At 59.7% G+C, this 26,349-nt stretch carries 19 protein-coding genes; 5 read left to right on the plus strand and 14 right to left on the minus strand.

Annotation, left to right across the window (positions count from 1 at the left end; all coding sequences use genetic code 11):
* Nucleotides 1–63 precede the first annotated feature (63 nt).
* From VMX79_03555 to VMX79_03565, 3 genes are all read right to left on the minus strand, one after another.
* Nucleotides 64–1,320 (minus strand): Nramp family divalent metal transporter, encoded by a 1,257-nt coding sequence (locus VMX79_03555; protein HUV86167.1) that lies wholly within the window; start codon nucleotides 1,318–1,320, stop codon nucleotides 64–66.
* Nucleotide 1,321: 1 nt separating this feature from the next.
* Nucleotides 1,322–2,584: a CBS domain-containing protein gene (locus VMX79_03560; GenBank protein ID HUV86168.1), complete on the minus strand. Its 1,263-nt coding sequence runs from the start codon at nucleotides 2,582–2,584 to the stop codon at nucleotides 1,322–1,324.
* Nucleotides 2,585–2,662: 78 nt separating this feature from the next.
* Nucleotides 2,663–4,153: an aldehyde dehydrogenase family protein gene (locus VMX79_03565; GenBank protein ID HUV86169.1), complete on the minus strand. Its 1,491-nt coding sequence runs from the start codon at nucleotides 4,151–4,153 to the stop codon at nucleotides 2,663–2,665.
* Between the two features lie 348 nt (nucleotides 4,154–4,501).
* Here VMX79_03565 and VMX79_03570 point away from each other — a divergent pair, with 348 nt between their 5' ends.
* Nucleotides 4,502–9,118, plus strand: coding sequence for a GAF domain-containing protein (locus VMX79_03570; GenBank protein ID HUV86170.1), 4,617 nt, complete (start codon nucleotides 4,502–4,504; stop codon nucleotides 9,116–9,118).
* Between the two features lie 46 nt (nucleotides 9,119–9,164).
* On the opposite strand, the gene VMX79_03575 is transcribed toward VMX79_03570, so the two are convergent.
* From VMX79_03575 to VMX79_03600, 6 genes are all read right to left on the minus strand, one after another.
* Nucleotides 9,165–11,282: a DUF5916 domain-containing protein gene (locus VMX79_03575; protein ID HUV86171.1), complete on the minus strand. Its 2,118-nt coding sequence runs from the start codon at nucleotides 11,280–11,282 to the stop codon at nucleotides 9,165–9,167.
* A gap of 90 nt (nucleotides 11,283–11,372) precedes the next feature.
* Complete coding sequence (locus VMX79_03580; protein ID HUV86172.1) at nucleotides 11,373–12,236, minus strand: permease-like cell division protein FtsX; 864 nt, start codon at nucleotides 12,234–12,236, stop codon at nucleotides 11,373–11,375.
* Entirely contained in the window at nucleotides 12,233–12,898 is a 666-nt protein-coding gene (gene ftsE, locus VMX79_03585; GenBank protein HUV86173.1) for a cell division ATP-binding protein FtsE, read from the minus strand. The genes VMX79_03580 and ftsE overlap by 4 nt, the downstream gene beginning before the upstream one ends.
* 27 nt (nucleotides 12,899–12,925) lie before the next feature.
* On the minus strand, nucleotides 12,926–13,279 hold the full coding sequence (locus VMX79_03590) for a DsrE family protein (protein ID HUV86174.1): 354 nt from the start codon (nucleotides 13,277–13,279) through the stop codon (nucleotides 12,926–12,928).
* A gap of 16 nt (nucleotides 13,280–13,295) precedes the next feature.
* Nucleotides 13,296–15,587 carry an AsmA-like C-terminal region-containing protein gene (locus VMX79_03595; protein HUV86175.1) on the minus strand — a complete coding sequence of 764 codons (2,292 nt, stop codon included), beginning with the start codon at nucleotides 15,585–15,587 and terminating at the stop codon, nucleotides 13,296–13,298.
* A 48-nt stretch (nucleotides 15,588–15,635) separates the two neighbouring features.
* A complete protein-coding gene (locus VMX79_03600) occupies nucleotides 15,636–16,970 on the minus strand; it encodes a 4Fe-4S binding protein (protein ID HUV86176.1) in 1,335 nt (444 codons plus the stop codon).
* 87 nt (nucleotides 16,971–17,057) lie between these two features.
* On the opposite strand from VMX79_03600, the gene VMX79_03605 reads away from it, so the two are divergent.
* Nucleotides 17,058–18,233, plus strand: coding sequence for an MFS transporter (locus tag VMX79_03605; protein ID HUV86177.1), 1,176 nt, complete (start codon nucleotides 17,058–17,060; stop codon nucleotides 18,231–18,233).
* Nucleotides 18,226–19,488: an MFS transporter gene (locus VMX79_03610; protein HUV86178.1), complete on the plus strand. Its 1,263-nt coding sequence runs from the start codon at nucleotides 18,226–18,228 to the stop codon at nucleotides 19,486–19,488. The genes VMX79_03605 and VMX79_03610 overlap by 8 nt, the downstream gene beginning before the upstream one ends.
* A gap of 69 nt (nucleotides 19,489–19,557) precedes the next feature.
* Here the strand turns inward: VMX79_03610 and VMX79_03615 are convergent, their stop codons facing one another.
* From VMX79_03615 to dinB, 4 genes are all read right to left on the minus strand, one after another.
* Nucleotides 19,558–20,502 carry a hypothetical protein gene (locus VMX79_03615; protein HUV86179.1) on the minus strand — a complete coding sequence of 315 codons (945 nt, stop codon included), beginning with the start codon at nucleotides 20,500–20,502 and terminating at the stop codon, nucleotides 19,558–19,560.
* A gap of 62 nt (nucleotides 20,503–20,564) precedes the next feature.
* Nucleotides 20,565–21,173, minus strand: a complete 609-nt coding sequence (locus tag VMX79_03620) for an Eco29kI family restriction endonuclease (GenBank protein ID HUV86180.1) — start codon at nucleotides 21,171–21,173, stop codon at nucleotides 20,565–20,567.
* Entirely contained in the window at nucleotides 21,170–22,552 is a 1,383-nt protein-coding gene (locus VMX79_03625; GenBank protein HUV86181.1) for a site-specific DNA-methyltransferase, read from the minus strand. Before VMX79_03625 ends, VMX79_03620 begins: the two co-directional genes overlap by 4 nt.
* A gap of 72 nt (nucleotides 22,553–22,624) precedes the next feature.
* A complete protein-coding gene (gene dinB, locus VMX79_03630) occupies nucleotides 22,625–23,932 on the minus strand; it encodes a DNA polymerase IV (GenBank protein HUV86182.1) in 1,308 nt (435 codons plus the stop codon).
* Between the two features lie 82 nt (nucleotides 23,933–24,014).
* Here dinB and VMX79_03635 point away from each other — a divergent pair, with 82 nt between their 5' ends.
* Nucleotides 24,015–25,166: a DNA methyltransferase gene (locus VMX79_03635; GenBank protein ID HUV86183.1), complete on the plus strand. Its 1,152-nt coding sequence runs from the start codon at nucleotides 24,015–24,017 to the stop codon at nucleotides 25,164–25,166.
* A gap of 10 nt (nucleotides 25,167–25,176) precedes the next feature.
* Nucleotides 25,177–26,010: a hypothetical protein gene (locus tag VMX79_03640; GenBank protein ID HUV86184.1), complete on the plus strand. Its 834-nt coding sequence runs from the start codon at nucleotides 25,177–25,179 to the stop codon at nucleotides 26,008–26,010.
* A gap of 128 nt (nucleotides 26,011–26,138) precedes the next feature.
* Here VMX79_03640 and VMX79_03645 read toward each other — a convergent pair.
* The coding region (locus tag VMX79_03645) for a hypothetical protein (protein ID HUV86185.1) at nucleotides 26,139–26,349 on the minus strand (211 nt) is incomplete at its 5' end.

A 26,349-nucleotide genomic window follows, 5' to 3' on the forward strand; every position in this document is an offset into this window, starting at 1 on the left:
CGGGTCGGCCCGAAAATTCGATGCCAAGTTTTTAGGGAGGTTTTGGGGCCGGGTCGCCACGGCTTAGAAAACCGAGATTACTACCATGGCGATGGATAACGCCGTTAAGACCACGGCCGTAACGCCCGAAATGATATTTTGTAACGGCTTGTTCACGTACTCCCCCATCAAGCGCCGGTCGTTTACCAACACGAGCATGAAGAAGATTACCGCCGGGAGGGCGACGCCGTTCACGACCTGCGACCAGTACATTATCTTGAAGAGCGGCGCGCCGGGCCATAGCACCGCCAAGGCCCCCACCGCCAAGATGGCGGTGTAGAGCGCGTAGAACCCGGGCGCCTCCGCGAACTTCTTGTCGACGCCCGCCTCCCAGCCGAACGCCTCCGATATGAAGAACGCCGTCGCGAGCGGCAGGATGGACGCCGCGAAGAGCGACGCGTTCAAAAGGCCGAAGCCGAACAAGACCGACGCGTATCGCCCGGCGAGCGGTTTGAGCGCCAACGCCGCGTCGACGGCGTCGCTTATCACGATACCCTGCGGGAACAACGTCGCGCCGCATACGACGACGATAAAGAACGCGACCACGCTCACTACCACCGAGCCGATGACGACGTCCCATCTTGAAAGGCGGTATTCCGAGATCTTTACGCCCTTTTCGACGACCGCCGCCTGGAGGTAGAACTGCATCCACGGCGCGACCGTCGTCCCCACCAGGCCGACCAGCATCGCCAGGTACGCCCCGTCCCAGGATATCTCGGGGGCCGCGACGCTCGCCGCTACCTCGCGCCACGCCGGCCTGGCGATGAACCCGGCCACGACGTACGAGACGTACACCAGGCACGCTACCAGGAAGACCTTCTCGACGCGTTTATAATCCCACTTGACGACGAGCAGCCACAACGCGGCCGCCGCCACCGGCACCGAGACGTACTTGCTGACGCCGACTATCCCCAGGCTGGCCGCGACCCCCGCGAACTCCGCGACGGTGTTGCCGAGGTTGACGACCAACATCGCAAACATCAAATAAAAAGTGACGCGTACGCCGAAGCGCTCGCGGATGAGGTCCGACAAACCCTTGCCCGTTACGACGCCCATCCTGAGGCCCATCTCCTGGACGACTATAAGGAAAACCGTAATGGGGATGAACGCCCACAACATGGCGTAGCCGAAACGCGCGCCGCAGATGGAATACGTCGCGATGCCGCCGGCGTCGTTATCCACGTTCGACGTGATGATGCCCGGGCCGAGCAGCGCCAGAAAGAGCGCGAAGCCCTTAACGCGCGGCGTAAGCCAGGTGCGCGGTTTGAAGTTAAGAGCCAACCTACTCCTTCTCGAAATCCGGATACATCGCCGCCACGGCGTCGTACAGCGTTACGACGCCCTTGAGCTTGCCGTCGTCGTCTACCACCGGCAGCGTCGCGAAGCCGTACTTCCCGAAAAGCTCGAAGACGCGCTCGGGCCGGTCATCTAATTTCGCCGCGACCACCCGTTCGCTCGCGAGCTCGGCCGCGGGGGTCGTGCGCTTCGCCGACAGCGCGTCGCGCAACGAGAAGACGCCCACCAAAACGTCGTCGTCGTTAACCACGTACACGTAACTGTACGCCTCGACGTCCTCCGACGCCTTAATCCGTTTGAACGCGGCCGCCACCGTTTCGTCCGGTTTCACGGCCACGTACTCCGTCGTCATTATGGAACCGGCGGTCCCCTCCTCGTGGTCCAGCAGCTCGCGCAGGTCGTCGGCGAGCTCCGCGTCCTCCATCGCGCCGATGAGCTTCTGGGCCTGCGTTTCGTCCAGCTCGGCCAGCACGTCCGCCGCCTCGTCGGGGTCCATCTCCTCGATGATGTCGCCCGCGCGTTCCTCGCCCACCGTCTCGAGCAGGTCGACCGCCAACTCGGGCTCGTCGACCTCCTCCAATATCTCGGCCGCTTTCTCGTCGTCGAAGGCGGCGAAGACGGCCGCGCGCTCGGGTTGCGGCAGCTCCTCGATGATGTCGGCCAGGTCGGCGGGGTGCAGCCGGCTCAGCCGCTGGCCGGCGACGTTGAGCTGCAAAGGGCTCCCTACCAGCTGCTCGCCGAGGGGCTGGACGTAGCGCCAATTGACGAACCGCTCTTTGACGGTGTAATCGAACAACCACGTCGTAACGGCGTCGAAGGGCCGCAGTACGTTCAGCCGCCGCAGTATCCCCCGCACGCCGACGTCGGCGTGGATTACGCGTAAATCGCGGTTCGTATTCAACAAGTGGATATCGTTAACGCGTTCCACTTTGGCGCCGTTCATGTCTACGACCTGCTTGTCCCACAAGTCCGCCACCAGCAGCACCTCGCCCAGGCGCCGCTCGAACCGTTCGAACAAGGCCGGCTCGCCCTCGCGGAGGAATACGCCGTCGCGTTCCATACGGCCTATCGCTTCCCACGGGACCCTGACCTTGCCGCGCGGCCGCCGTTGCCGGCATACGAAGTAGCCGACGCGGGGATATTGCTCGCGGCCGTCCGCCGCGCAATCGACGACTTCACCGAGCCGCCGCCCGTCGGACGCGCGCAGCGCCTTGCCGATTATGTCGGTCATAAATATGAAGACGTCCATCGCCGCACCAACTTCTAAGCTAAACGGGGCGGTTGCGGCCGCCCCGCGCGTAACGCCACGGTTCGCGGCCCTTCCTACTTATTCCCCGACGTCTATCTGCGCCCGCTGCAGCTTTCCGGAATAGTCGAAGTATACGGATTTCCACTCCGTGAAGATATCGAACACCGTAAAGGACCCCTCGCGGTGGCCGTTGCCGGTATCCTTGACGCCGCCGAAGGGCAAGTGGACTTCCGCGCCGATGGTGGGGCCGTTGACGTACGTGATGCCGGCCTCGATGTCTTCGACGGCCTTGAAGGCCAGGTTAACGTCGCGGGTGTATATCGAGCTCGAGAGGCCGTACGAGGAATCGTTCAGCACGCGGATAGCCTCGTCGGCGTCGCCGACCTTGAGAACCGACAGCACGGGCCCGAATATCTCCTCGCGGGCGATCCGCATCGTCGGCTTTACCCCCAGGAAGACGGTGGGCTTGTAGAAGAAGCCCTTCTTACACTCGCCCTCCTCGTAGAATTCACCGCCCAACGCGAGCTCCGCTCCTTCCTCCTTCCCCACCTCGACGTACGAATGGACCGTCTCGCGCTGCGCGGCGCTTACCAGCGGGCCCACCTGGACCGATTCGTCCAGGCCGTTGCCGAGCTTCAACGCCGCCGCGGCGTCGACGAGCATCTTCACGAACTTATCGTGTATTTTTTTCTCGAGTATCAGGCGGCTGGTGGCGGTGCACCGCTGTCCCGCGGTACCGTAGGCGCCCCACAATACGCCCTCGAGAGCCAGCTCCAGGTCCGCGTCGGCGAGGACGATTTGCGCGTTCTTGCCGCCGAGCTCGAGCGACACTCGCTTGAGGCTTTTTCCGCCCACCTCGTTGATGCGCCGGCCTACGGCGCTCGAGCCGGTGAACGATATTACGTCGACGTCCGGATGGCCCAGTATCGCCTCGCCCACCGTCGACCCGGAGCCGCACACGATATTGAATACGCCCGACGGAACGCCGGCTTCTTCCAAGATTAAACCCAATTCGCACACCGTCGCCGGCGTATAGGTGGCGGGCTTAAGGACGACCGTATCGCCGGCGATAAGAGCCGGAAACACTTTCCAGGTAGGAATGGCCATCGGGAAGTTCCACGGCGTAATGAGGCCCGCGACGCCGATAGGCCGCCGAACCGCCATACCGAACTTGCTCGGCAGCTCGACCGGCGTCGTTATACCGAAGAGCCGCCTACCCTCGCCCGCCATATAGAACGCGGTGTCTATGCCCTCCTGCGTATCGCCGCGCGTCTCCGCGACGACCTTGCCCATTTCGCGGGTCATCTGGCGGGATATCTCCTCCTTACGCTCGCGCATAAGTTCGCCCGCCCGCTGTATCTTTAACGCCCGGGCCGGCGCCGGGACCTTCCGCCACCGGCCGTACGCGTCGCGGGCGGCCGCCACCGCTTCGTCCAAATCCCCCGCCGCCGAGTCGGGAAACACGCCGACCAGGTCGTCCTGGTCGGCCGGGTTACGATTCTCGACCGTTTTACCGGATTTCGCCGGTACCCATTCGCCGGCGATATAATTTTTAAAGTGATGAGCCATCGCGACACTCCTCCGATTTTAAACTCGTGAACTATAAATGAACGTTGCCATATGGTATAGTTTTCAGCAATAGAAATCAAGGTTTTTCAAAAAGCGCCTAACTCCGCCGCCCATCCGACGACGTCTTAGCGGTAGGTTAAAAAACCGACGGCCGGCTGAAGCGTAGGCCCGACTCCGGATAAGGCCGCCGCCGCGCGAGATTAACGCCGCGTCACCTAAAATTAACCTTGATATTTATCTACGCGAGGTTAAAATTAAATTAGGTAGGTACTTAGAGTTATGGCTTCACCCTCCCGGAATAACGAACCCGCCGACGCGAGACGCCGAAAAGACGCCCGCGCTTTAAAAATGCGGGTTCACGGTACGACGTCGCGGGCCGAATTGCTGCCGCTCGCGACGAGCGGCCTGGCCGAATACTTCGGCGCCGAAGCGTGCGCCATCGTCTCGCGCGAGGGCACCGACCAACTCGAAATCGCGCTCTCAACCGGGCCTTCCGGGAAATACCGTCAACTCTCTTCGCCGGTCGCAGACGAAAACGTCGCCACTCGAGCGCTGCGCTCGGGGCGCGTCTTGAACCTGCCGTCGGCGTCCGCGGACGACCTCGCGGGGCTTCCCCTCGTCAAGGGTTACGCCGGCGGCTCGGTATTGGCCGTACCGTTAAAATCGGCGGACGGCGTAACCGGCGTAACCGTCTTGGTAAAAGGAGCCGAAGCCGGCGCCTTTTCGCCGGAAGACGAAGCCGAAAGTCGGTCCTTCGCCGACGAAATCGCGGCGACGCTAACCGCGATTAGCGGGCGCGAGAATTTGTCCGCCGAACTCGACCGCCTGAAATGGGAGAACAAACAACTCCGCCTCGTCATAGAATCCGCTCCCGCCCTATCCTCGGCCCAAGACCTGCAGACGCCGTTGGAACGGCTCCTGCAAGAAACAAGAAAGGGCATCCCGTTCGACAAAGGCGCCGTATACTTTTACGACGAGAAGAGCGACGCCGTAAAGCAACTGGCCACCGTCGGCTACACGCCGGAAGAGGCGCAACTCATAACCGAGACTTTCCGAGAGAGCCTGGCCTACCAGGCCCTGCAGGATAACGAAACGGCCTACGTCGTCGACGTCTCCGCCGCGGCCGGCGGCCTGATGACCGCCGAAACGAGCGTTGGTTCCTCCCTCGCCGTCCCCATAGCCGTCGGCGAAACCGCCTTCGGCGTTATCACGCTGGGGAGCGACGTACGGGGCGCCTTCGAAAAAGAGGACGTAACCTTCGTAGAAGCGCTCGCGGCTTGCGCGGCGTCCGCCGTCGAAAACGCCCGCCGCTTGGAGGGCGAGCGGAAGCGCGCGCTCCAACTAAGTCTCATAAATGAGATCGGCAAAAAAGCCCTCCTCAGCGCATCCACGCGCGAGTTATATAAAGAAATAGCGGCCGCCATAAAGGACAAATTCAATTACTACAACGTCGCCATATTCTCGGTCGACGCGCGCGAAGACGAGCTGTTCCTCGAGACCATAGTAGGGGGTTACGCCAACTACCTTCCGGTAGGTTACCGTCAGCGTCGCAGCGACGGCCTCGTCGGCGCCGCGGTCGAAGCGAAACGCACAATACTGGTCAACGACGTAACAAAAGACGACCGATTCCTCGCGGCCAACCCGTCGTTGACGGAAACCAAGTCCGAGCTGTGCGTACCGGTAATCGGTCGCGGCGGGGCGGCGGTAGCGGCCGTGATAGATATCCAAAGCAGGCGCACCGGCGCTTTCGAGGAAAGCGATACGCTGGTATTAGCGACGCTGGCCGACCAGGTCGGCGTGATAATCGAAAACGCCGGCTTGCTGCGCGAGGAACGGCAGCGGGCGAGCGAGATAGCGCTCATCGGAGACCTCGGTAAAGAAATACTCGCGGCGCACGACGTACCGGCCCTGTTGCGGAAGGCGTCGGCGGCCATAAGGAGACACTTTAAATATTTCAACGTGGCGGCCTTCCTGGTAGACCCGGATGACGTTCAGACCATTATCGGCAGCGTCGTCGAGGGGGCGTACGAGAAAGCGCTCGAAAGGCCGCCGCGCATCAAACTCGGCGAGGGCTTTATCGGCTGGGCCGCGGAGAAGGGTGAAGTGGCGTTCTCCAACGACGCGACCAACGACCCGCGCTACGCACCCGACCCCATCCCCGGCGATACCCGCTCCGAAATCGCCGTCCCCATCAAAATCGGCGACCGCGTCGTGGGCGTTCTCGACGTCCAGGAAAACGCCAAAGACGCGCTGACCAAACACGACCTGGACCTCCTGCGGACCTTCGCGGACCAACTCGCGGTCGCCATCCAGAACGTAAAGCTACTCACCGACGAACAAAAGGCTACCCACAACGCCGAAACCCTCCTCCACATCGGCCACATAGTAAGCCAAACGCCCGACTTGGAGAAATCATTAGAGTTCCTCGTCGAGGAGACGAGGACCATTATGGACGCCGACGCGTCGGCGTTAATTCTCCTCGACGACGCGAAAGGACCCAAACAATTTAAAGCGTCGGCCGGCCTGTCCGAAGAAAGCGAAAAACTCCTCAGCTCGGGCGAAATCAACGTGGGGGGCCACCCCATATTCGAGGAGGCGGCGGCCAGAAACAAACCGGTATTCCTGGCCGACGTCGGCCCGACGGATGATAAGGTAAAAGGCGACTTGCTACCGGGCCTAACCGCCCGGTCGTTAGCCGTCGCGGCCCTAAAAAAGAAAAATCGCGTTTTGGGTTTTCTACTGTCTATTTGGCAAACGCCCCGCCCGGCCGTTTCGGAATCGGACCTCGCGTTATTCGAGGGCATCGCCTTCCAAGCCGCCATCGGCGTCGAAAACTTGCTGTACCTTGAAAACGTTAAAAGACAAACCGACTACCTCGCCATCCTGAGCTCGATCGCCGCCGACGCCAGCCGGCTGCCGCCGTTCGACGAACTGCTGGACGCCGCCCTCGAAAAAATACGTTCCTTCGCCGGACTCGACGCCGGCGTCGTCCACTTATACGACGCGAAACGCCGTTCGTTGGTCTTAACCGCGACCGCGAGCGTCGACGACGAAAAATCGAAAAGTTGGGAGGGACTCGCGGACATCGGGGGCGAACGCGCCGCGGCCTTATTGACCGAGGATACGATAACGCGGGAGCGTCCGGCGGAGGCCGACCCCTTCGGCCTTCCGGCCCGCGACGCCGAGGGGCCGGCGTCGTACGTCTCGCTCCCCCTGGTCGCCAAGCGAGAAGTGCTCGGCAGGCTGACGTTGTTCTCCGGAAGAGAGAGGACGTTCCTCGCCGAGGATATCGACCTGCTCAAAACTATATGCGACCAGCTGGCCGTCTTTATCGAGAACGCTCAACTCTTCGCTCAAAACGCCAGCCGTATGAAAGAGTTGGTAACTTTATTGGATACCTCCAAAACGTTATCTTCTTCGCTCGACACCGAGGAAATCATCTATAACATCGCCCAAAAAGTTAAAGACCTTATCGGTACGGACGCGTGTACCGTGTTCCTGCTGGACCGGGACGCCGGCGTCCTCGAGCCCATAGTCAGTCTGACCGCGTACCCCGAGGAGGTAATGAAAATACGGCTGAAACTGGGAGAGGGCATTACCGGCCACGTGGCGCTAACCGGCGTAGGCGAATACGTCAACGACGCCGGCCTGGACCACCGCTCGCTGGAAGTCCCCGGCACCCCGTACGAGGAAAGGGAATCGCTGTTGTGCGTGCCGTTGATTTCCCGCGAAGAAGTCATCGGGGTTATGACGCTGGGGCGTTTGGGGGGCGAGGTCTTCACCGACCGCGACCTACAACTCGTTACCCTCTTCGCCGGGCAGGTCGCGGGTTCGATCGAGAACGCCCGCCTTTTCGACCGCGTATTGTCGTCGATATCGATCGCCGAAGAGCACCGGCGCAAATTGGACGCCATCTTCGCGAGCATCGCGGACGCCATCGTCGTTACCGACATGGGCCTGCGCGTCGTCGAGGTCAACCCCGCGGCCGAGAAGATGCTGGGGCGGCAAGCGGAGAGCATCATCAACCACCACGTACGCTCGATTATCGAAACCCCTACGCTCCACGAGACGTTCGAAAAGGCAAGCGCCATGCTGCAGGACAAGGACGTGGCGGAATTCGAACTCGCGTTAACCCCGCCGGGCGGGGGCGGCAAGACCGGTTATTACCGCGTGTTGGTCAACGCCGTCGCCAACCAGGCCGGCGAAAGGGTCGGGTACGTCGCGACGTTCCGAGACGTCACGGAATCCAAAGAGCTGACGTTCCTCAAAGAGAACTTCATCGCCAACGTGAGCCACGAGCTGCGGACGCCGCTCACGTCGATAATCGGGAGCGCCGAACTCATAATCGCCGACGACAAAGCCGGCACCTTTCCCTACTCCCAATTCGTACGCATCATCGACAAAGAGGCGCGCCGGCTGCGCGAGCTGGTAGACAGCATCCTCGACTTCTCTCTCTTGGAATCGAGACGGTTGGAGTTGAACCTCGAGTACGTAGAAATCAACGACCTCGCCGCCGAGACGACCCAAAAGTACCAACCGATGGCGGACCGGAACGGCATTTCGCTGGAATTCGACCCGGGTAAAAGCATCCCCGGCACGTACGCCGACCCGAACCTGGTCCGAAGCGCGCTCGCGAACCTGATAAAAAACGCCATTCAGTTCAACTCGGCGGGAGGCCGCGTGCGCGTATCGACCGGGGCCCGGGACGGCGACGTGGCGCTCGCCGTCGCCGACGACGGGCCCGGCATCCCCCAAGACCAACTCATGACCATCTTCTCGACGTTCTACCAAGTGGACGGCTCCAGCACGCGCGCGGTGGGCGGAACGGGCCTCGGCCTAACGATCGCGAAAAGGGCCGCCGAATCCCACGGCGGCCGCATCGACGTCTCGTCGGAAGTGGGGGTCGGCTCGACCTTCACCATCCTCCTGCCGCTTCGAACCGAACCTACCGCCGAAACCGAATAAAAAAAACGGCCCGCCCGGGCCGTTTCTTATTGCGGAAAGGTATCCCCTACAGTGGTATCATATACGATACCTTCAGGAACACCACCTGTTCGACCAACGAGAAATGGCCCGTGGAATCCCGCCATTGCTCGTACGCGAGGTAGGCCGTGCTACCCGGGAGGAAGTCCCAACCCCAAAGCGTACTCGCGGAGCTCATACGGTTGTCCGAATTACCCTGTACGATAACCCGCCAGAAAATGTTATCCGTCAAATTGTACGTAACTTTCACGTTCCCGACTACGAAGCGCTCCGCCGGGCGCCGGTCGCCCACTTCCACGTCGCCGTTAACGACGACGACGGGGACGGGTATTAGGGTGCCTTGCAACGTGTAGTAATGGTAGAAGTAGCCGTACCACATCCCGCGCCAGTAGCCCAGGCGGAAACTCCCCCACGACGCCGGGCTGTGGCCCGCCGCCAAGTCGAAGACGTCGTTGTGGAATACGGGGTACCCGGAAGGGACGTAGCGCAAATCCCTCCCGCCTCGGTAATTCAACGTTACGTAATAATCGTTCTCGGAGGCCAACCTCGCCGTGGACGATACGAAATTGTTCACCGTCTCGCCGGCTACGTTGCGTTCGTGTTCGTAATACCCGTTTAACCTGAGCGCGCGCACGCCGCCCCGGTTGATCTGCAGCTCCCTCAACCCGGAACACCCGAACTCGCGCTTGCCCAAATCTTCCGGGTGCAGGAAACCCATGTCCGCCCGGAAATCCTCCCCTATCGTCGAGGCCCACGCTTCCAGGTTTTCCGTTATGCCGTACCTCCCGAAGCTCCCGATGACCGCGTAGTCGTCGCCGCCGTCGCCCGCGGTTTGGGACCTCGCCGCCTCAAAACCGAAACCCAACCGCGCCGGCAATACCACCCTACCGTCCGCCATCACGACGTCGTTGTACCGCGGCAAGTCGTTACCCGGCTCTTCCTCGCCCGCCGCCTCCCGGCCGAATTCGTGCCGGTCGACGACCATAAAGCCCAACGACGAACCGCCCGGCGTATCGTACGTCGCCCGGGCCACGCCGAAGTTATTGTGGGGGTAAAGCAAGTCGTCCCCCGTCAACGCCGCGTCCAGGACGCCGTAGTTTACGGGCCCCGTCCGTCCCGTTACCTTCGCGCCCGCCGCGATTTCCGTGAGACGCCGCGTATAAACGAGGTCGGAGTAAGTATCGAAAAGCTCGTACCCCTCGGTGAAAAAAGGCCGCTTCTCCTCCAGCCATATCTCGGAGGGCTCGAGGTTTATCTGCGCCGGGTCGGCCTCGATGTACGCGTAATCGGGCAATACCGTAGCCAGAACGCTGGCCTTGGCGCCGGCCCGATATTCGAAGTCCAGGCCGTAGCGCGGTTTGAACCCCCACCCGTCGGTGGGTTCTAAGCCGTAGGCGGGCGTATCTTTCTTTTCCTCGCCGCGCCCCGTCACGTACGGCGTAAACTTCAACGGCCGCGGCCGGGGTAGGTTCTCTAAACCCTCGACCCGGCCGAAGGTCGAAACGCGGTTGAGGAAGCTTCCGTCGCTGGCCCAATACGTCTCCTCGAACGTCGGCTTCCTAAAGCGTAAGAACTGGACGCCGAAGTGACCCGCGTCCCGGTCGTAGCGCAGCGTCGACCACGGTATCGCTATCTCGCAGTACCAGGCGTCGTCGCCGACGGAAGTCTTCGCCTCCCAATACCCGTCCCACGCCGAGCCGCCCACCGAACCGTCTTTCGCAATGCTCCCGTCGTACCGCACGCCCCGCCAGTTTACCATGAAGTCGTACGCCGACTGGCGGTCGTTGTTGGCGTCGAGCATGAGGTCGACGCAATCGTCGTCGTTCATAAACATGTCTCGCACCGTAGCGCAGGCCACGAGACGCGTCGGGTCGTCCTCGTAGCATACCCATCCCACGTACAACGCCTCGTCGTCGTACAATATGTATACCTCGGTGTCTTTCAAGACCGGGTCGTTCAGCGCGGGCCGGAATTGCCGGAAGCCGCCGGCCGGTTCGGCCTCGAGCCAAACCTCCTCCAGCACACCGTCGATTACGGGCGGCGTATCCACCCGGCGCGCGCGCATGACCCACTCGTCGCCCTCGGCGCCGTAGGCCGCCGCGACGGCGGACGAAATTAAATAGGCTACAATCTCGACTCGCTTCATACTACCCCTCGGATTAATTTAATATAGATATATACGTATATCCGGCTGCGAGGTTGCCGCCGTCTTAACTCACCGTCATTTCGGGGGGATTTAAACTTTCAAGAAGCGTCGCACCGCCACGCTCGAGCCCAACGCGCCGCCCAGGGCGAACGCGCCCAAGCCCGCGCCGACGTACGTCTCCGGCAAAAAGCGAACCGCCACGTCGTACGTTTGCAGAAACTGGACGCCGCCGTACAACGCGGCCAACGCCAGCAGGCCGCCGAAGACGCCGATTAAAAAACCCTCCACGACGAAAGGCGCCCGCACGAAACCGTCCGTAGCGCCGACCATCTTCATAATAGCTATAGTCTCGCGGCGGGCGTATACCGCCAGGCCGATGGTGCTAATAACGACCAATATCGCCGCCGCGCCGAGCACGACCGCCACCGCGGCCCCCGCTACGCCGACGACCCGCGCCGCCCGCTCCAAATTCGAGAGCCACTCTTGGGCGTACACGGCGTCGTCCACGCCGTCCACCGCTTTTATTTCCTCGACCAACCTCGCGACCTCTTCCGGCGCCCGCTCTTCGCCGGCCAGGTACACGCGGTACGACGCCGGCAGCGGGTTCTCGCCTAACGCGCTCAAGAGGTCGCTGTCCTCGGGGAACAGGCCGACGAATTCTTCCGCGGCCTTCTCGCGCGATATGTAGTCGGCGCGCGCTACCCCCGGCAACCTCCGCAAATGCTTGCCGACCGCCGCGGCCCGTTCCTCGTCGACCTCGTATTTCATATAGACGTCGACGTAAAGCTCTTGCCTTACCTCCTCGTATATCATCCGGAGGTTATAGTACACCGTCCCGAATATCCCGGCGATAAGCGCCGCGAACGTTATCGCCAGTACGGCCGCCGCCGTGAGGGTCCCGCCGCGGCCTATATTCTTGAAAGCCTCCCGCAGGAAAAAGCCGGTGTTTTTCACGCCGGCGGCCCCGGGGGTAATTTCCCATCGAGGATCTTTATTATTCGGGCGTCCATTTTCCTGACGACGTCATAGTCGTGGGTCGCGATGACGACCGCGGTGCCCCGGGCGTTGATGGCGCGGAAGAGCTTCATTATGTGCCAGGTGATGTCCGGGTCGAGGTTGCCGGTCGGCTCGTCGGCGAGCAATATGGCCGGGTCGAGCGCTATGGCCCGGGCGATGGCGACGCGCTGCTGCTCGCCCCCCGAAAGCTCGAGCGGTCTCGCGTCTTTGCGTTGGGCCAGGCCGACGACGGTAAGGACTTGCAAAGCCCGGCGGCGCTGCTCCGCCGGCGTTAACCCCAGAATCGTCAGCGGCAGCATTACGTTCTCCAGAACCGTCCGCTCGCTTAAGAGCCGGAAATCCTGGAAGACGACGCCGATGCGCCGGCGCAGGTACGGGATGTCGCGCCTCCGGAGCGCTTCCAAGTCGTGGCCGGCTACTTCCACCAACCCTTCGGTAGCCTTTTCCTCCACCGTTATCAACTTGAGAAACGTCGACTTGCCGGCCCCCGAAGGGCCGGTGAGGAAGGCCAACTCGCCCTTACCTACGTCTACCGTGACGTCGTCGAGGGCGACGACGCCGTTCTCGTAGACCTTGGTAACGTTGCGCATCTTTATCATAGGCGCCGTCATACGGCTCTACTTCCCCTAAAAGGTCAAGACTTTATCGGCCCACGCGAGCCAATCGGCAAGGTCCTTCAACGTCGCCGCCGGCGCCTGGGAGTGCACTTTGTCCGCCGGAAGGTCACGGTTCTTGAGACAAGTCCCGCAGGTCTTGAACGTTACGCCGGAGCACGCCGCTACTTCGAATTCGGTGTCGGCGTCGTATTCCGGATTCTCGGGTTGAGGGATGTCCTCGTGCGCCAACGTTACGGCGTCCGACATTAAAAAAACGTTCACCTCGTCGCCGAGTTCTTTTTGGAACGTCGCGACCCGCAACGCGTTCCAAACGACGTCGCTGCGGTCGTACGGGTCGGCGTACGTTACTACGAGTAACTTCACGGTCGTCGACCTCCTTTTAAAACAGGTCGCCCGGGGCCCCGTACTGCTCCTCGCCGCCCGGCGGCCCCTCCCCCGCCGCCCCCAACATTGACCCGGCGTCGAGCCGGAACGCCGGCTTGGCGGCCTCGCCCGTTACGACAAAGTTAAAGTGGCCCCGGCCGTCTTCGTCCCGGACGAGCGCGAGCGCTTTGCCCTCCCGGGCCACGCGCTCCGCGGCTTTTTTATTAAAAGTCGTACGTACGGTAAAATCGAGCTTTTTCTCGAGCGTAACTTCGCCCGCGGCCTCGATAACCATATCCGGGTTCTCGAGCTTCAGGTCGGCGGTTCGAATCACGCCGTCGCGGCCGTCGCACATCACCCATAACTTCGAAACCTGCAGCGGCTCGAAAAGGTCTATACGCGACCACTTCACCAATTCGGCGAGCAGGGGCAGTTCGGCGACGCGGCCTCCCTCCAGCTCGAGCGAGCCCTTGCCTCCCAACGACCGTTTTACGTCGTCGTACGCCGTTCCCTCGGCGGAGAAAGTGACGTCGGCTGAGAACCGGCCCGTGAGGACGTTTTCCAAGTATTTATTTTCCGTCAGGAAAATGCCCAGCCGCGCGTCGCGAACGGCGGCGGAGCACGTATACCGCGGCCGGCCGCCGACGTATACCGTCAGCTGCGCCCGGACCTTCCCGTCGTACGCCGCGAAGTCGAGCTTGGTGACGCTCAGTATGCCGCCGCTATACTCGAAATCCGATTCCAGGTTTTTACCGGTTACCGAGAGGAGCTTGAACTTCTTGAACCGCACCCGGCCTTTCGCCGTAATATCCTTGCCCGGTAGGCCCGGCGGCGACGAGCCGCGTTCGGCGTGCCGGCGCTTCGTCTCCTCGGCCGGCAACGCCGCGTCGAGGTCAAGTTCGTCGGCGACGGCGACGAAGTCCAGCCGCGGCGTCTCGAAGCCTTGCCAGCTGCCGCCGATCTCGAAACCGTGCCCCGCGAGCTGCCCCTTCAACTTGCCGACGTTTACCTTATATCCGTCGCAGTACGCCGTACCGGCCAGGTTTTGGAAGGGGCGTACGAAAGGTTTGAGCCGTACCCGGCAACCGAGGAGCTCGACGGTCCCGTCGACCGACGTCCCCCCGGGCGACGACACCTCCCCGTCGACGTCGACGTTCAGCTGCGCCGGGCCGGCGAGCATATAGGCGTCGGGCACGGCGAGCACGACGGCCGCCACCTCCAAGGGCACCGCGCCCTCTATTTTGAGTTGGTACGGCCAATTCCTGTCGGGCCGTATCGTCCCGTACCCTTTGAAGCCCCCGCGCGTCGTCTGGCCGCGGAAATTCTCGATTACGTACTTCTCGCCCTCGAAACGCACTTTGGCGGCAACGCTCGATATCCCGTCCCCCTCAAACGGCTTTAACGCGCCCTTCTTCACCTCGAGCTCGCCCCGTACGTCCGGACGGCGGCCCTCGCCCCATTTCCCTTTAACCGTCAGGCTCAGGTCCATCTCGCCTTCCACGTCGGCATCGCCGAAGCGGGGCGCTAGCGCCGGCAGGACCTGCTCGAGTGCCATCCGTTTTCCTTTAACGGTCAGGTCGACGTCGTTCTCGCCCGGGCCGGTTTGCAACTCGCCGGCGACGGTCAACCGGGCTTTGCCGAACAAGAAGTCGAGCTCTTCGAAGAAGATGCGGCCGCCCGGCGCTTCGGGCCGGTAGCGAATCTCCCCTTCGGCCGCGACGGCCATACCGCCGGCCACTTCCCCCGCGCCGGCGGCGAACCTGAACTTGTCGGCGTGGAGCTTGCCGCGTACGTCGAGCTCTTCGCCCCACGAAACCTTACAACGGACGCGGCCGCCCAGGCCGTCTATAAGCGCCGTCCGCGTCTTGCCGGCGTACCGGACGAACCCCTCCGCCACGGTAACGGTCCCGCGGAACGGCGGGCCCTTTCCCTCCTCGCCGAAAGCCACGTCGCCCGGCGCCAGGTCGACCCGCGGGCGGATGAACGCCACGACCGCCACGCTCGGCTTGAGGGCCACGAAGCCGACGTACGACAGCCCCAGGCTAACCTCGTCGGCGCGGACGATTTCTTTGCCGGCTCCGTTCACCAGGACGACGTCGCCCAGCGTAACCGCCGGCCGGGGGAAGAGTTTAAAGCGCGCCTTGACGTACCGCACGTCCAGGCCGGGACCTTCTTTCATAGCCTGCGCGAACGCCTTCGCGACGCGTTCCTTGCCCACTACCGCCGGCGCAACCGCGGCGTAATAGAGGACGCCCAGCGCCACGAGCGCCAAAACGAATACGAAAATAATTAATCTGCGTTTCTTCATAACGCGATGGCAGGCAATCTTATACCATAGAGAGGGCGCGCGGCCAAACTAAATATTCCCGCGTCGCGTCTGCGCAGCTTGCTTCTCGGCCTCGCACGCGCGGCGACACCGGCCGCACTCGAGGCAAAGCGTAGCGTCGACAGCCTCGCGGTTCACGACTATCGCCGCCGTCGGGCAAACGTTTACGCACTCGCGGCACTCGCGGCACTCGAGCCGGGTAGCCGGCCTTCCCACCGCGGCCACCTCGCCCAATAACGCGCCCGCGGCGCATAAGTACCGGCAAAAAAAGCGGTAGTGGAACGCGGAAACCGCCAGGACCGCGACCAGGAACAGCAGCGACATCCCCGCGGCGGCGTACGCGAACAAGTCGTCGAAGGGCTCGTACGTAGCGACGCCCAAATCCCGGCTCGCTATGAACGCGGCGACGACGACGCATAATATAATGAAACGCAGGCCGCTGAGGCGCCGCGCGAACTCGGACGCTACTTTTAACTTGCGGACGGGCAGTTTATACAAGAGCTCCGTCAGCGCGCCGAAGGGGCAAAGCCAACCGCAATATATATTCCCGAAAAACAGCGCCAGCGCCGCGCCGCCCCCCAACAATAAATAGAGCGTAAGGCGCGGCCCGAACGGCGGGAACTTCCACAAAACCAGCCGGCCTACGTCGCCGATGGAGACGAACCGGCCCGCCCAAAAACCGAGTACTCCCACCGCCGCCGCGGCGAAGACGGCGCGAACCCATTCCGGCGGCCGCCGCCTGGCCCATATCGCCGCGCCGAAAAACGCCGCCACGACCAGCGCCCAGGCCCAATCCCAACCCTCTCGCCCGGCGTCGAGCGGAACGGCGCGACCCAGCGCCGCGTTCAATATCTTGCGGCTCGTCACCCGCGTGGCCGCGGCGAAGGCCTCGCTCGTCACCGTGGCCCGCGTTATGGCGTCGACGTCGCGGCCGGGCTCGAGCGGCGCCGTCGCCGGAAGGCCTACGAAAGACGAAAGGAAGTCGGCGACGTCCGCCACGTACGACGGCGTTTCGTCGTGCCGCACCAGGACGACGCGGTCGACGGTCCCCGAACCGTCTACGACCACCAGGAGGTCGAACGGGCCGCCGTAGCCGACGACCTCCGGCGCGGACGACGCGCTCTCGGCGGCGTAGAGCGTCTCGTCCCCCCGCCTGATGCGCCAATAGGTAATCTCGCCGTCGACCTTCTCCGGGGGCTCGGTGGCGCCGGTGAGCAACCGCACGCGTTCGGCGTCGAGCTCCCTGGGCGGCGGCTCGACGTGCCGGCCCCAAAAATACGAGCCGGTAAGGGTCGCCGCGACGACGACTATAAACGTTAACCGGCGAAGCCACCCCCGCCGGCCCCTCGCTACGCCATCGGCCATATTTAATCCGTATTATAAGGCCGGCGCGGTAGCCCTTCAAGGAATATCGGCCTTGCCGCGAATACGCCGCGGTGGTAAAATATTACAATGCTCAACGTATTCATCCTCGGCCTGGTATCCTTCTTCGCGGACCTCCAGTCGGAAATAATATTCCCGCTACTGCCGATTTTCATAACGCAAGACCTCGGCCTGGCCGCCGCCTTCCTGGGCCTTATCGAAGGGGCGGCCGAAGCGACCGCCGCCGTCTTTAAATACCTCTCGGGGTATATCTGCGACCGGGCGGGCCGGCACAAGTGGCTAATGTTCGCCGGGTACGCGCTGTCGGTAATCAGCAAACCCGTGATGGCCTTCGCCCGCTCGGGCCCCGCGGTGCTCGCGCTCCGCGTCGCCGACCGCCTCGGGAAAGGCGTCCGCACGTCGCCGCGCGACGCGCTGCTGGCGACCTATACGCCGTCGGGCGTCCGCGCCCGCGCCTTCGGCTTCCACCGCGCGCTCGACTCGGCGGGCGCGGTGGGGGGCGTTCTGGTCCTGTTCGCGCTCCTCAACTATACGGATTTCTCGCACCGCGACATCTTCAAACTAACCCTTATCCCGGGTATCCTCGTAGCGCTCGCCATCCTGGTGTTGGTAAGGCAGCCCAAACGGGTCAGCTGCCCGGTTCCGCCCAAGATTTTCGATCGCACCGTCGCGGCCGGCTGGTGGCCTTTCCTCGCGTGCCACGCCGTCTACTCTTTCGGCATGTTCTCGTACGCGTTCTACATCCTGCGCGCGAGCGAGCTCGGCGTCGCGACCGCCCTCGTTCCGCTCATCTACCTGGTCTTCACCGGGGCTCAGGTCCTGTGGCCGTTCCCCATCGGGTGGCTCGCGGATAAAGTCAAGGTATTGCCGGTCCTGGCGGGGATATATATCTTCCAAGCGGCCGTCCTCATAGCGGCGGGTTCTATCGGTGAGGCGTGGACCCTTTGGCCGCTGTTCGCGCTGTACGCGCTCTACTATCAAGCCTTCATGGCGCTTCCGCCGGCCTTCGTCTCCACGGCCGTACCCGCCGAGAAGCGCGGCGCCGCTATTGGCCTGCTGCATATGACCAGCGGCCTGGCCATCCTGCCGGGGTCCCTCGTAGCGGGCCTAATCTGGGACCGCTGGCAGGGCGCCGGCACGTTCACCTTCGGCGCGGCGTGCGCGGCGCTCGCGGCCGTCGGCATCCTGGCGTACAACTTCGCGCGGACCCGACGGGCCGCCGCCGCTCATCAACCAAATGCGTAAACGTCCTAAAAACGATTCCGTCGGCGACTACCTGCGGCGCCGCGTAACGCTACCGCGGACGTTCAGCGCCCTCCGCCACCGCGACTTCCGTTTGTGGTGGTTCGGCCAGATGGTCTCGCTGGTGGGAACGTGGGTCCAGATAGTCGCGCAGAACTGGCTGGTATATCGCCTTACGGGCTCGCCGGCGATGCTGGGCCTGGTCAACTTCGTCGCGCTCGTGCCGGCGCTGCCGATGGGCCTGTGGGCCGGCTCGCTCGCGGACCGCTTCGATAAAAAGCGCCTCGTCCTCATCGCGCAGACGCTGATGTTCATCCAGGCCGCGGTCCTCGCCACCCTCACCGTCACCGGCCTCGTCCAGGTCTGGCACGTGATGGCGCTGGCCTTCGTCTTCGGCGTAGCGCGCGCGCTCGACGTCCCGGCGCGGCAGGCGTTCGTCGTCGAAATAGTCGGCAAGGAGGACCTCACCAACGCCATAGCGCTCAACTCCACCGTTTTCAACGTCGCCCGGAGCGCCGGCCCGGCCGTCGCCGGCCTGTTGATCATAGCCGTCGGAGAGGGTTTGGCCTTCGTCGTCAACGCGGCGACGTTCCTGCCGGTAATAGCGGCGCTGCTCGCGATGAGAACGTCCTCCGTCCGCCGCGAGGTAAAGGGCCCGGCCCACCGCCAGATCGTCGAGGGAATCCAATACGCCGGTCGGAACAAGCTGGTTTGGGTACTCATCTCGGTAGTGGGCGTCTCGGCGTTCTTCGTCATGCCTTACTCGGTACTGCTGCCCGTTTTCGCGAAGCAGGTCTTCCGCGGCGGCGCCGACGTATACGGCTACCTGATGACGTTCGCCGGCCTGGGGGCGCTGGTGGGCGCGCTCACCGTCGCGAGCTTGGGTCCACGCAGCCCTCGGGGCCTACTACTCTCCGGGGCCAACGTCGCGTTCGCGGTGCTCGTCTTCTCCTTCGCGTTCGTTCGCGCGTTCTGGCTGGCGGCGGCGGTGCTGGCGGCGGCCGGCTTCTGCTTCGTCGTCCAGAACTCGCTGGCCAACACGCTCATCCAACTCAACGTGCCGGACCGGCTGCGCGGCCGCGTGATGAGCATCTACTTCCTGGTATTTATGGGGGCGATGCGGCTGGGCTCGCTGCAGGCGGGGTACGTCGCGCGGTACGTCGACGTTCAGGCGGCGCTCCTCATCGGGGCGTCGGCCTCGCTACTCTGGGCCGCCCTGGTCGCCTGGCGCTTCCCGCGGCTTAGGGAGATTAGATAAAAAATAAGCCGGGCGTGAGGCCCGGGGTTTTTTTATTAAGGTTTGCGCTTGTAGGAAAAACCGGACGGATTACATCTTTTCTGAAATCAAATAAATAATTGCGTTTAGCCACATAATATTCAATTTTCTATTAGTGGTATTAGAGGCGTTATGGTTAAAATAGGAATAGAATAGATTCCAATAATCCTTATCCCATTTTAGTAACCAAGCAGCATCGTACGTTCCGTGACCTAAATTTTCTTCATCGGTTAAATGATAAAACTTGAAGAGTACTTCGGGTTCGCCTCTAATAAAAGAATTAGGTATATCTTCGTGGGATTTAATAATCCGCGAGCCGTACGAACCTTCTTCTCCGGGTAATTCTACTCTACCCACCTTTTTACAAATCGGGTGATTGTAATCGAAAGGGTTGACCTCAACCGTTACGTAAGGTTTATCGAAATGACCTACTTCTCCAAAAAAGTGTAAATCGTGGGTACATACGGCGCTACCGCCCCCGCTTAAATAAGTCTTTAATGCGTTTTCTATATCCACCCTTCTATCGTAAATTCCGTAACCAGTGGGGCAATGCTCGTCCGTATAATGTCGATTGTCACCAATTCCAAAGATGCAATCATATTCGTTATTTATCTGGCCGACCGCATTTAAGAATTCGACCCGGAAAAACGGGCTAAAAAAATCCCGGAAATGATCTATGTAACTATTATGGCAAATCACCAATAGCCTGGGCTTGAATTTCTTATTAACTTTTTTAGGATAGGGTAAAGGCAAGAGCCTTAAGACTTTTTTTTTGTCGTTGTCGGGTGCGGAAATAGTCGATATAAAGGTTAGAATAACCGCTAAAACCGGTCCTATTATAGTCGCCAACGCTACTATTTTATCTCCCTCAAAATCGAAAACCGCCAAAATTCCTATAGAAATTACTAAGATAAAAAGGCTTATATAGGTAACGAAAAGAACCCGTCCATACCTTCGATTTAGGTATTTAGTAACCCAATAAAACCCTATTTCCATCTCATTCGCTCCCGCGGTCGTAGGTCGCAGCGGTCTATGTGTTGGATTGTTTTTTCAATTTATTAATAATTATCGTCTATGAAATTTCCGAGGGCCGCCAATATCTCCTCAATAGAAAGGTTGTTTGGAGCTTGGCGTGCCGCCCACCTGCGCCCAGGATGGACGGTATCCCATAACGAACGTTGCTGCTTGCGCCTACCGCCCCCCGGGTCGTGGAGGCCAAAGCCATCCAAGTATAAATTCCATACGGGCCTAGTCGAAGTTATGACGAGCGTTTCACCCAAAGGTATCCATATATCGTCCGCAATTAAGTACCTACAACGAAAATCGGATAAATCCAAATTTTCTGCTTGGTTTATAGATTCGCCGTGCTCTCGCAAACGGTTATATAATGCGTTACCCGGCGGTTCGTCTAAACGCAGTATACCCCTCCGCGATCCCGGCGGTATTGCTTTCCCAACGTATATAGGTAGTCCCCATCTATCATCGGCGTTCCTATCAGCAATGCGCGAATAATAACCCAAAGGGCCTATATAATAAATGGCGTAAATACCCGCGCCTTCGAAAGAACTCCCGGGGGGTAAATTAGTAACGCCCCTTTCGAAAAGGGCTTCCTTTAAGCTTTTCCCAAGATTAGCTTTATCCAAAGGGTTATAAGGTTTCTCGTTCATAAACCCGGTTTTTCCACTACGACCGCGGCGTCGTAAAGGCTACGTTTTTCGCCGTTACCGTACCTTACCGTTGAGTCCGTAATACTCGAACCGACACGTTTATCTCTAATAATGTACGTACCGACGAACTTTAACCCGTGTTCGCGAGCGATTTCCCCGAATAATCGGTCTACTTCAATTTCAATACCTTGGATTACGGAATTACCTATAACTATTACTGCACTCCCGCCGGTTTTCAATACCCTACTTACGATCTCCCAGAAAACGTAGGTATCGTTAAAATACGAAGCCACGTAGTTCGCCCACCCCGAGCCGCCGTAAACGCCGGCTTCCTTACGGGTTTCCTTTAATTCCGATAGAATCGCCCGTAATTCCTCATACTCGAACGTCAAAGGAACGTCTTCCAGGCCCCGGACTTCTTGCCAGTATTTACCGAAATTCCCGGTTTCCAGCCCCTTTTGTTCATCAGGTTTCGAAACGAAAGACAACCAATATAATTGAGGTCTCGTATTTCTTACGTAATGGTAGTTATTCAAATAAGGCGGGGACGTTATTAATAAATCTACAGAATTATCCTCGACCGTATGGTGGTCGGAAAGGAAATTAGCATGCCTTATCCTAGCATCCCCTAAACTTTCTGGCCTTTTTATCAGCCCCTTTACGGATATTATATCATCCAACATCTCTCGACATTTCCCGGACAATACCCGCGCAAAATCAGCGTCCTTCATTGCCGGTTTCCCGGCACTCCTGCGCGTCCCCAAACTAGGCTCGTAGGAATAATTCGAAACGCCGACCATCACCGAGCCGAAGGCGATGCGGAATAAGTCCTTTATAAGACCGTCATCTATTCTATCGATATAATCTAACGCGTGTAGTACTTGTTTTTCTATACGGGGGCTAAAAAACGGTTCTTTAGTTTTCAAAGGGGGTTTTTCGATATTGGGGGCCGGCGTACTACGCCATTTAGAGGAAAGGTCCTCTAATTCTAATACCCTAGATCTAAGCGCCTCGATATTTACGGAAAGGCATCTCGCTTTTGTACTAGCCGCTAATGAAGCGTAAGGGTTAATATCGAAACCTACGGCGTCGTAGCCCCTCACGACCGCTTGAAATATCGTCGTTCCGACGCCGGCAAACGGGTCTAAAATAACGGGCGTTTCCGTTTCAACGTCCGATTGAAGGTACAAATCGAAAACGCTATCGACGAAGCCTGCCGAAAACCCGGCGATCCAAGGGACCCAGCGGTGTATAGGGGACTTTTTATTTTCAAAAAAAGCCGGGTCTTTTAAACCGTTATTCGTTTTCGGACTAACCCTATTCGAGAAAAGAACTCGCTGATAACTATCGCGGATTTTTTGTTGGTCTAATCGCGGCATGTTCTTTTTACTCCTCGTTGTGATAATATAATTATGAGCTGGAAACGTCAACTTAAAATATTCCTAAAAAACTTACCCCGGGTGCCAGCCGGCCTTGACCGTCTCGTAGAGGCCGCCGGGGAGGCCGGGCAGCAGCTCCGCCCGCTCGAGCGCGCCGCGGCCGTACCGCCGGTTCAGCTCGTCCAGCGTCGCCGTGAAGCGGTCCCGCCTCACCTCGAAGAGGTTGCCCGGCTTGCAGTGGTACAGCAGCATCGAGGCCGAGACCCCCAGCATCCGCACGCCGCGCTCGCTCATGTCGCCGGGCAGGAGCGGCCAAGCCGCGCGAAAGACGTCCATCCCCTCGTCGACGTAGCGCGGGAGCCGGTGCGAACGGCCCACGGTGTAGAAGTCCGGGTAGCGCGCGACGGCGTAGACGCACCGGCCGCAGTACCCCTCGCCGCGCAGCCGCCGCGCCACCCGCTCGCACAGCCACAGGAACGTCCGCCGTAGCTCCGCGGCGTCGTAGGTGTCGCGGTTGAGCGTGATGGTGTTGCCGACGGACTTGGCCTCCTCGTAGTCGTAGTGCGCCGTCAGCGGCCGGCGGTCTATCCCCCGCCCCATGTTCTGCAGCACTTCGCCGACGATGCCGAAGCGCGCCTTCAGGCGCGACAAGGACAGGCGGCCGAGCTGGCCGCACGTGCTCGCGCCCAGCCGCCGCAGGTGCTCGCCCAGCTTGTCGCCGATGCCGGGCAGATCCGTCGTCGGCAGCTCCTCCAGGAAGGTCTCGAGCTGGGAGGGCCTGAGGACCGTGAGGCCGTTGGGCTTCTCGAGGCCGGCGGCCACCTTCGCGAGCATCTTGTTGGGCGCGACGCCCAGCGAGCACGGGAGGCCGAGCTCCTCGCGGACCTCGCGCTGAAAGGCCGCGGCGCAGTCGCGCGGCGTCCCCCACCGGCGGAACGTCGTCGTGACGTCCAGGGCCAGCTCGTCGATGGAGGCTATTTCGACCACGGGGGTGTAGTTGTGCGCCCGGGCGACGACCTCGCGGATGGCGTGGGTGTACTTGGAGATGTCGGCGGGGACGACGACGGCGTCGCGGCAGAGCCGCCGCGCCTCCTCGGAGGGCATGCCGGATTTGACGCCGAACGTACGCGTCTCGTAGGAGCAGGCGGCGACGACGGAGCGCGCCTTCCGGGAGCCGACCACCAGCACCGGCCTGCCGCGTAGCCACGGCTTGGCCCGCGCCTCGACGTTGACGAAGAACGCGTTCATATCGAGGAAGATGATGACGCGCTCCCAGCGCTCGCCGTAGGCCTCGGCGCCGGGGCCGAGGCCGACGGGCCCGGGTCGCTCGCCGCCCAACAGCGGCCTGCCGTGCGCCAGCCCTGTCGTGGATGCCCACATCTCTAAATACCTGTCCCGCGAAAAGATTGACTAGTTGTACGACAAATCTTATACTGCACCCAGGAAAACGTGTAAGCTTGGAATGGAGCATAAAATGAAGAGCGATACTACAACAAACCTACCGTTCCACAAAAAAGAAACCCATGCTACCGGCCGCGGTAAAATCATTTTAAACAAAGAGCGGTTCCTCGATTTTTTACGGGAAATAACAGCGCAAAGCGACTTGAACAGGCTCAAGAGCAAAACACTTGCACTTAGAAATTTCATAACCCATCCCAAAGAGGATAGTGAGGGTATCACTAATATCGACGGCGACGGAGGTACCATTTCCCGACGCCGCGATATCTTGATCTCCGAGCTAGATCAGGTTTTAGAAGCAAAAACTTTTGAAAGGGCAAAATATTACCTTGACCGACTCGAGCAAAGCGTCCATAAAATAAAAACCACTAAGATCAACGATATAAACCTCGCCCGCTGGAAAGAATACGACACCATAATAACCGACAGCTTGTGGATCCTAGATAAAAGGGATAATTCTGGCGCCCACATCGCTTCGTACTGGGGTAACTTTATCCCCCAAATCCCAAACCAATTGATGCTCCGCTATACCAAGAAAGGTGATTGGGTACTAGACACCTTTGTCGGAAGCGGAACAACGTTAATCGAGTGCCGGCGGCTCGGCAGGAACGGCGTTGGCATCGAATTAAATGCCGAGGTCGCTCGACAAGCGAAAGAACTTATCGCCAAGGAACCAGCTAAAGATAGCGTAAAAACTGACGCAGTTATCGGCGACGCAAGAACAATAGATATCGGATTAGCACTGCGAGAGCAAAACATAAATAAAGTTCAACTCCTAATCATGCATCCCCCTTACCACGACATAATTAAATTTTCCAAAGACGACAACGACCTCTCCAACGCCCCCGATACTAAAACATTTCTTAAAATGCTTGGCGAAGCAGTGGACAACGCGACCCCATACTTAGAAAGAGGCAGGTATTTTGCCTTGGTCATCGGCGATAAATATTCAAAGGGCGAATGGATACCGTTAGGGTTCTTAAGTATGGAGGAAGTCCTAAAAAGGGATTACCTCTTAAAAAGTATAATCGTCAAGAACTTCGACGAGACCCGCGCCAAGCGCAACCAAAAGGAGCTTTGGCAATACCGGGCGCTGGTGGGTGGTTTTTATATATTCAAACACGAATATATATTTCTATTTAAAAAGCACAAATGAGGGAAAACGTATGCCATTAATGAGTGAAAAAGAAGTATTAAACCTGAAGCTGAACTGTATTCCCTCAGTACTCCTTAAAGGATTCGCTTCGAACCTAGGTATTAAAAAGAGCGGGACTAAAACAGACATAATCAAAAGGTTCTTCGAGGCGCGAATTGCCACTCAAACTATAGATGCGTTCATAAAAGAAGCTACCATAAGGAAAATAGAGGATAGAAAAAAACGCATCTCGGACGAAGATCTAAAACAAGAGCTGTCGAAAGTAACTTCTTTTTCATGGGGTGTTATCCAAGGAGAACTAGACCGGAAAATCCAAGCCGAATATGTTAGAGAATTCGTAAGGTATGACGAATTGCTTAGGAGGGTGGAAGAAAACCTTTACGACGCTATAAAAAACTATGTGGTTTGTAGCTGGTACAATCATTGGACCACTGTGCTCATCGAAGAACAGATAAGTACTCATCCAAAAATCGTTCCGACTATAACGGCTGTGAAGGGAATTGATATATTTTTCGGTGGTCAACCGTTCGACTTAAAAGTAACTTACCTTCCCCGCGGGTACGACCCCGTTAACGCAATAAACAACCCTCAACAATTGGCGATTCGCATGTACGAGGGCCAAGGCGCCCAAAGGTTCGGGGCCGATAACAGGTTATTCGTCATCTTACTAGACCCGGATAACCCACAAGAAAGTTGGAAGTTGAAGCGGGAGTTCGATCTCATCTCGCGCAAAATTACCGCCTTCTTCAATACAGAAACGGTATCCAAAAACGACGAAATCATTTTTACCTATAAAAAGAAAACATACGCCACTGTTGCTAAGGTCTTAATAGTAACGGGCTAAACGCCGCTAAACTGCCCGCTGCCCAACAGCGGCCTGCCGTGCGCCAACCCTGTGATGGATGCCCACATCTCTATCGGCCGAGATTAGAACGGGGCCCGAAGGCCCCGCGGTGCAACAGCCCTCCCTCCCTACTCCACGTAGCTGCGCTCGAGGCGCCAGCTCAGCGTCGAGGTGTCGAGCGCCAGCTCGTAGACGGTTCCGCCCACCTTCACGGCGTAGTGGTATATCTGCCTCGAGCCGTCGCGGTCGCGCCAGGCGTAGGTGACGCGCTCGATGGCGAGGCGCCGGCCGTCGTAGGCGAACCACACCGGCTTTATCTTGCCCGACTCCTCGAAGATG

The organism is bacterium (assembly GCA_035529855.1).
Classification (GTDB): domain Bacteria; phylum RBG-13-66-14; class B26-G2; order WVWN01; family WVWN01; genus WVWN01.

Excerpts from the sequence above, each read along its gene's own strand:
- VMX79_03560 (HUV86168.1), bottom strand. The coding sequence starts at position 2,584 with ATGGACGTCTTCATATTTATGACCGACATAATCGGCAAGGCGCTGCGC.
- VMX79_03565 (HUV86169.1), bottom strand. The coding sequence starts at position 4,153 with ATGGCTCATCACTTTAAAAATTATATCGCCGGCGAATGGGTACCGGCG.
- VMX79_03570 (HUV86170.1), top strand. The coding sequence starts at position 4,502 with ATGCGGGTTCACGGTACGACGTCGCGGGCCGAATTGCTGCCGCTCGCG.
- VMX79_03575 (HUV86171.1), bottom strand. The coding sequence starts at position 11,282 with ATGAAGCGAGTCGAGATTGTAGCCTATTTAATTTCGTCCGCCGTCGCG.
- ftsE (HUV86173.1), bottom strand. The coding sequence starts at position 12,898 with ATGATAAAGATGCGCAACGTTACCAAGGTCTACGAGAACGGCGTCGTC.
- VMX79_03595 (HUV86175.1), bottom strand. The coding sequence starts at position 15,587 with ATGAAGAAACGCAGATTAATTATTTTCGTATTCGTTTTGGCGCTCGTG.
- VMX79_03600 (HUV86176.1), bottom strand. The coding sequence starts at position 16,970 with ATGGCCGATGGCGTAGCGAGGGGCCGGCGGGGGTGGCTTCGCCGGTTA.
- VMX79_03605 (HUV86177.1), top strand. The coding sequence starts at position 17,058 with ATGCTCAACGTATTCATCCTCGGCCTGGTATCCTTCTTCGCGGACCTC.
- VMX79_03610 (HUV86178.1), top strand. The coding sequence starts at position 18,226 with ATGCGTAAACGTCCTAAAAACGATTCCGTCGGCGACTACCTGCGGCGC.
- VMX79_03615 (HUV86179.1), bottom strand. The coding sequence starts at position 20,502 with ATGGAAATAGGGTTTTATTGGGTTACTAAATACCTAAATCGAAGGTAT.
- VMX79_03620 (HUV86180.1), bottom strand. The coding sequence starts at position 21,173 with ATGAACGAGAAACCTTATAACCCTTTGGATAAAGCTAATCTTGGGAAA.
- VMX79_03625 (HUV86181.1), bottom strand. The coding sequence starts at position 22,552 with ATGCCGCGATTAGACCAACAAAAAATCCGCGATAGTTATCAGCGAGTT.
- dinB (HUV86182.1), bottom strand. The coding sequence starts at position 23,932 with ATGTGGGCATCCACGACAGGGCTGGCGCACGGCAGGCCGCTGTTGGGC.
- VMX79_03635 (HUV86183.1), top strand. The coding sequence starts at position 24,015 with ATGGAGCATAAAATGAAGAGCGATACTACAACAAACCTACCGTTCCAC.
- VMX79_03640 (HUV86184.1), top strand. The coding sequence starts at position 25,177 with ATGCCATTAATGAGTGAAAAAGAAGTATTAAACCTGAAGCTGAACTGT.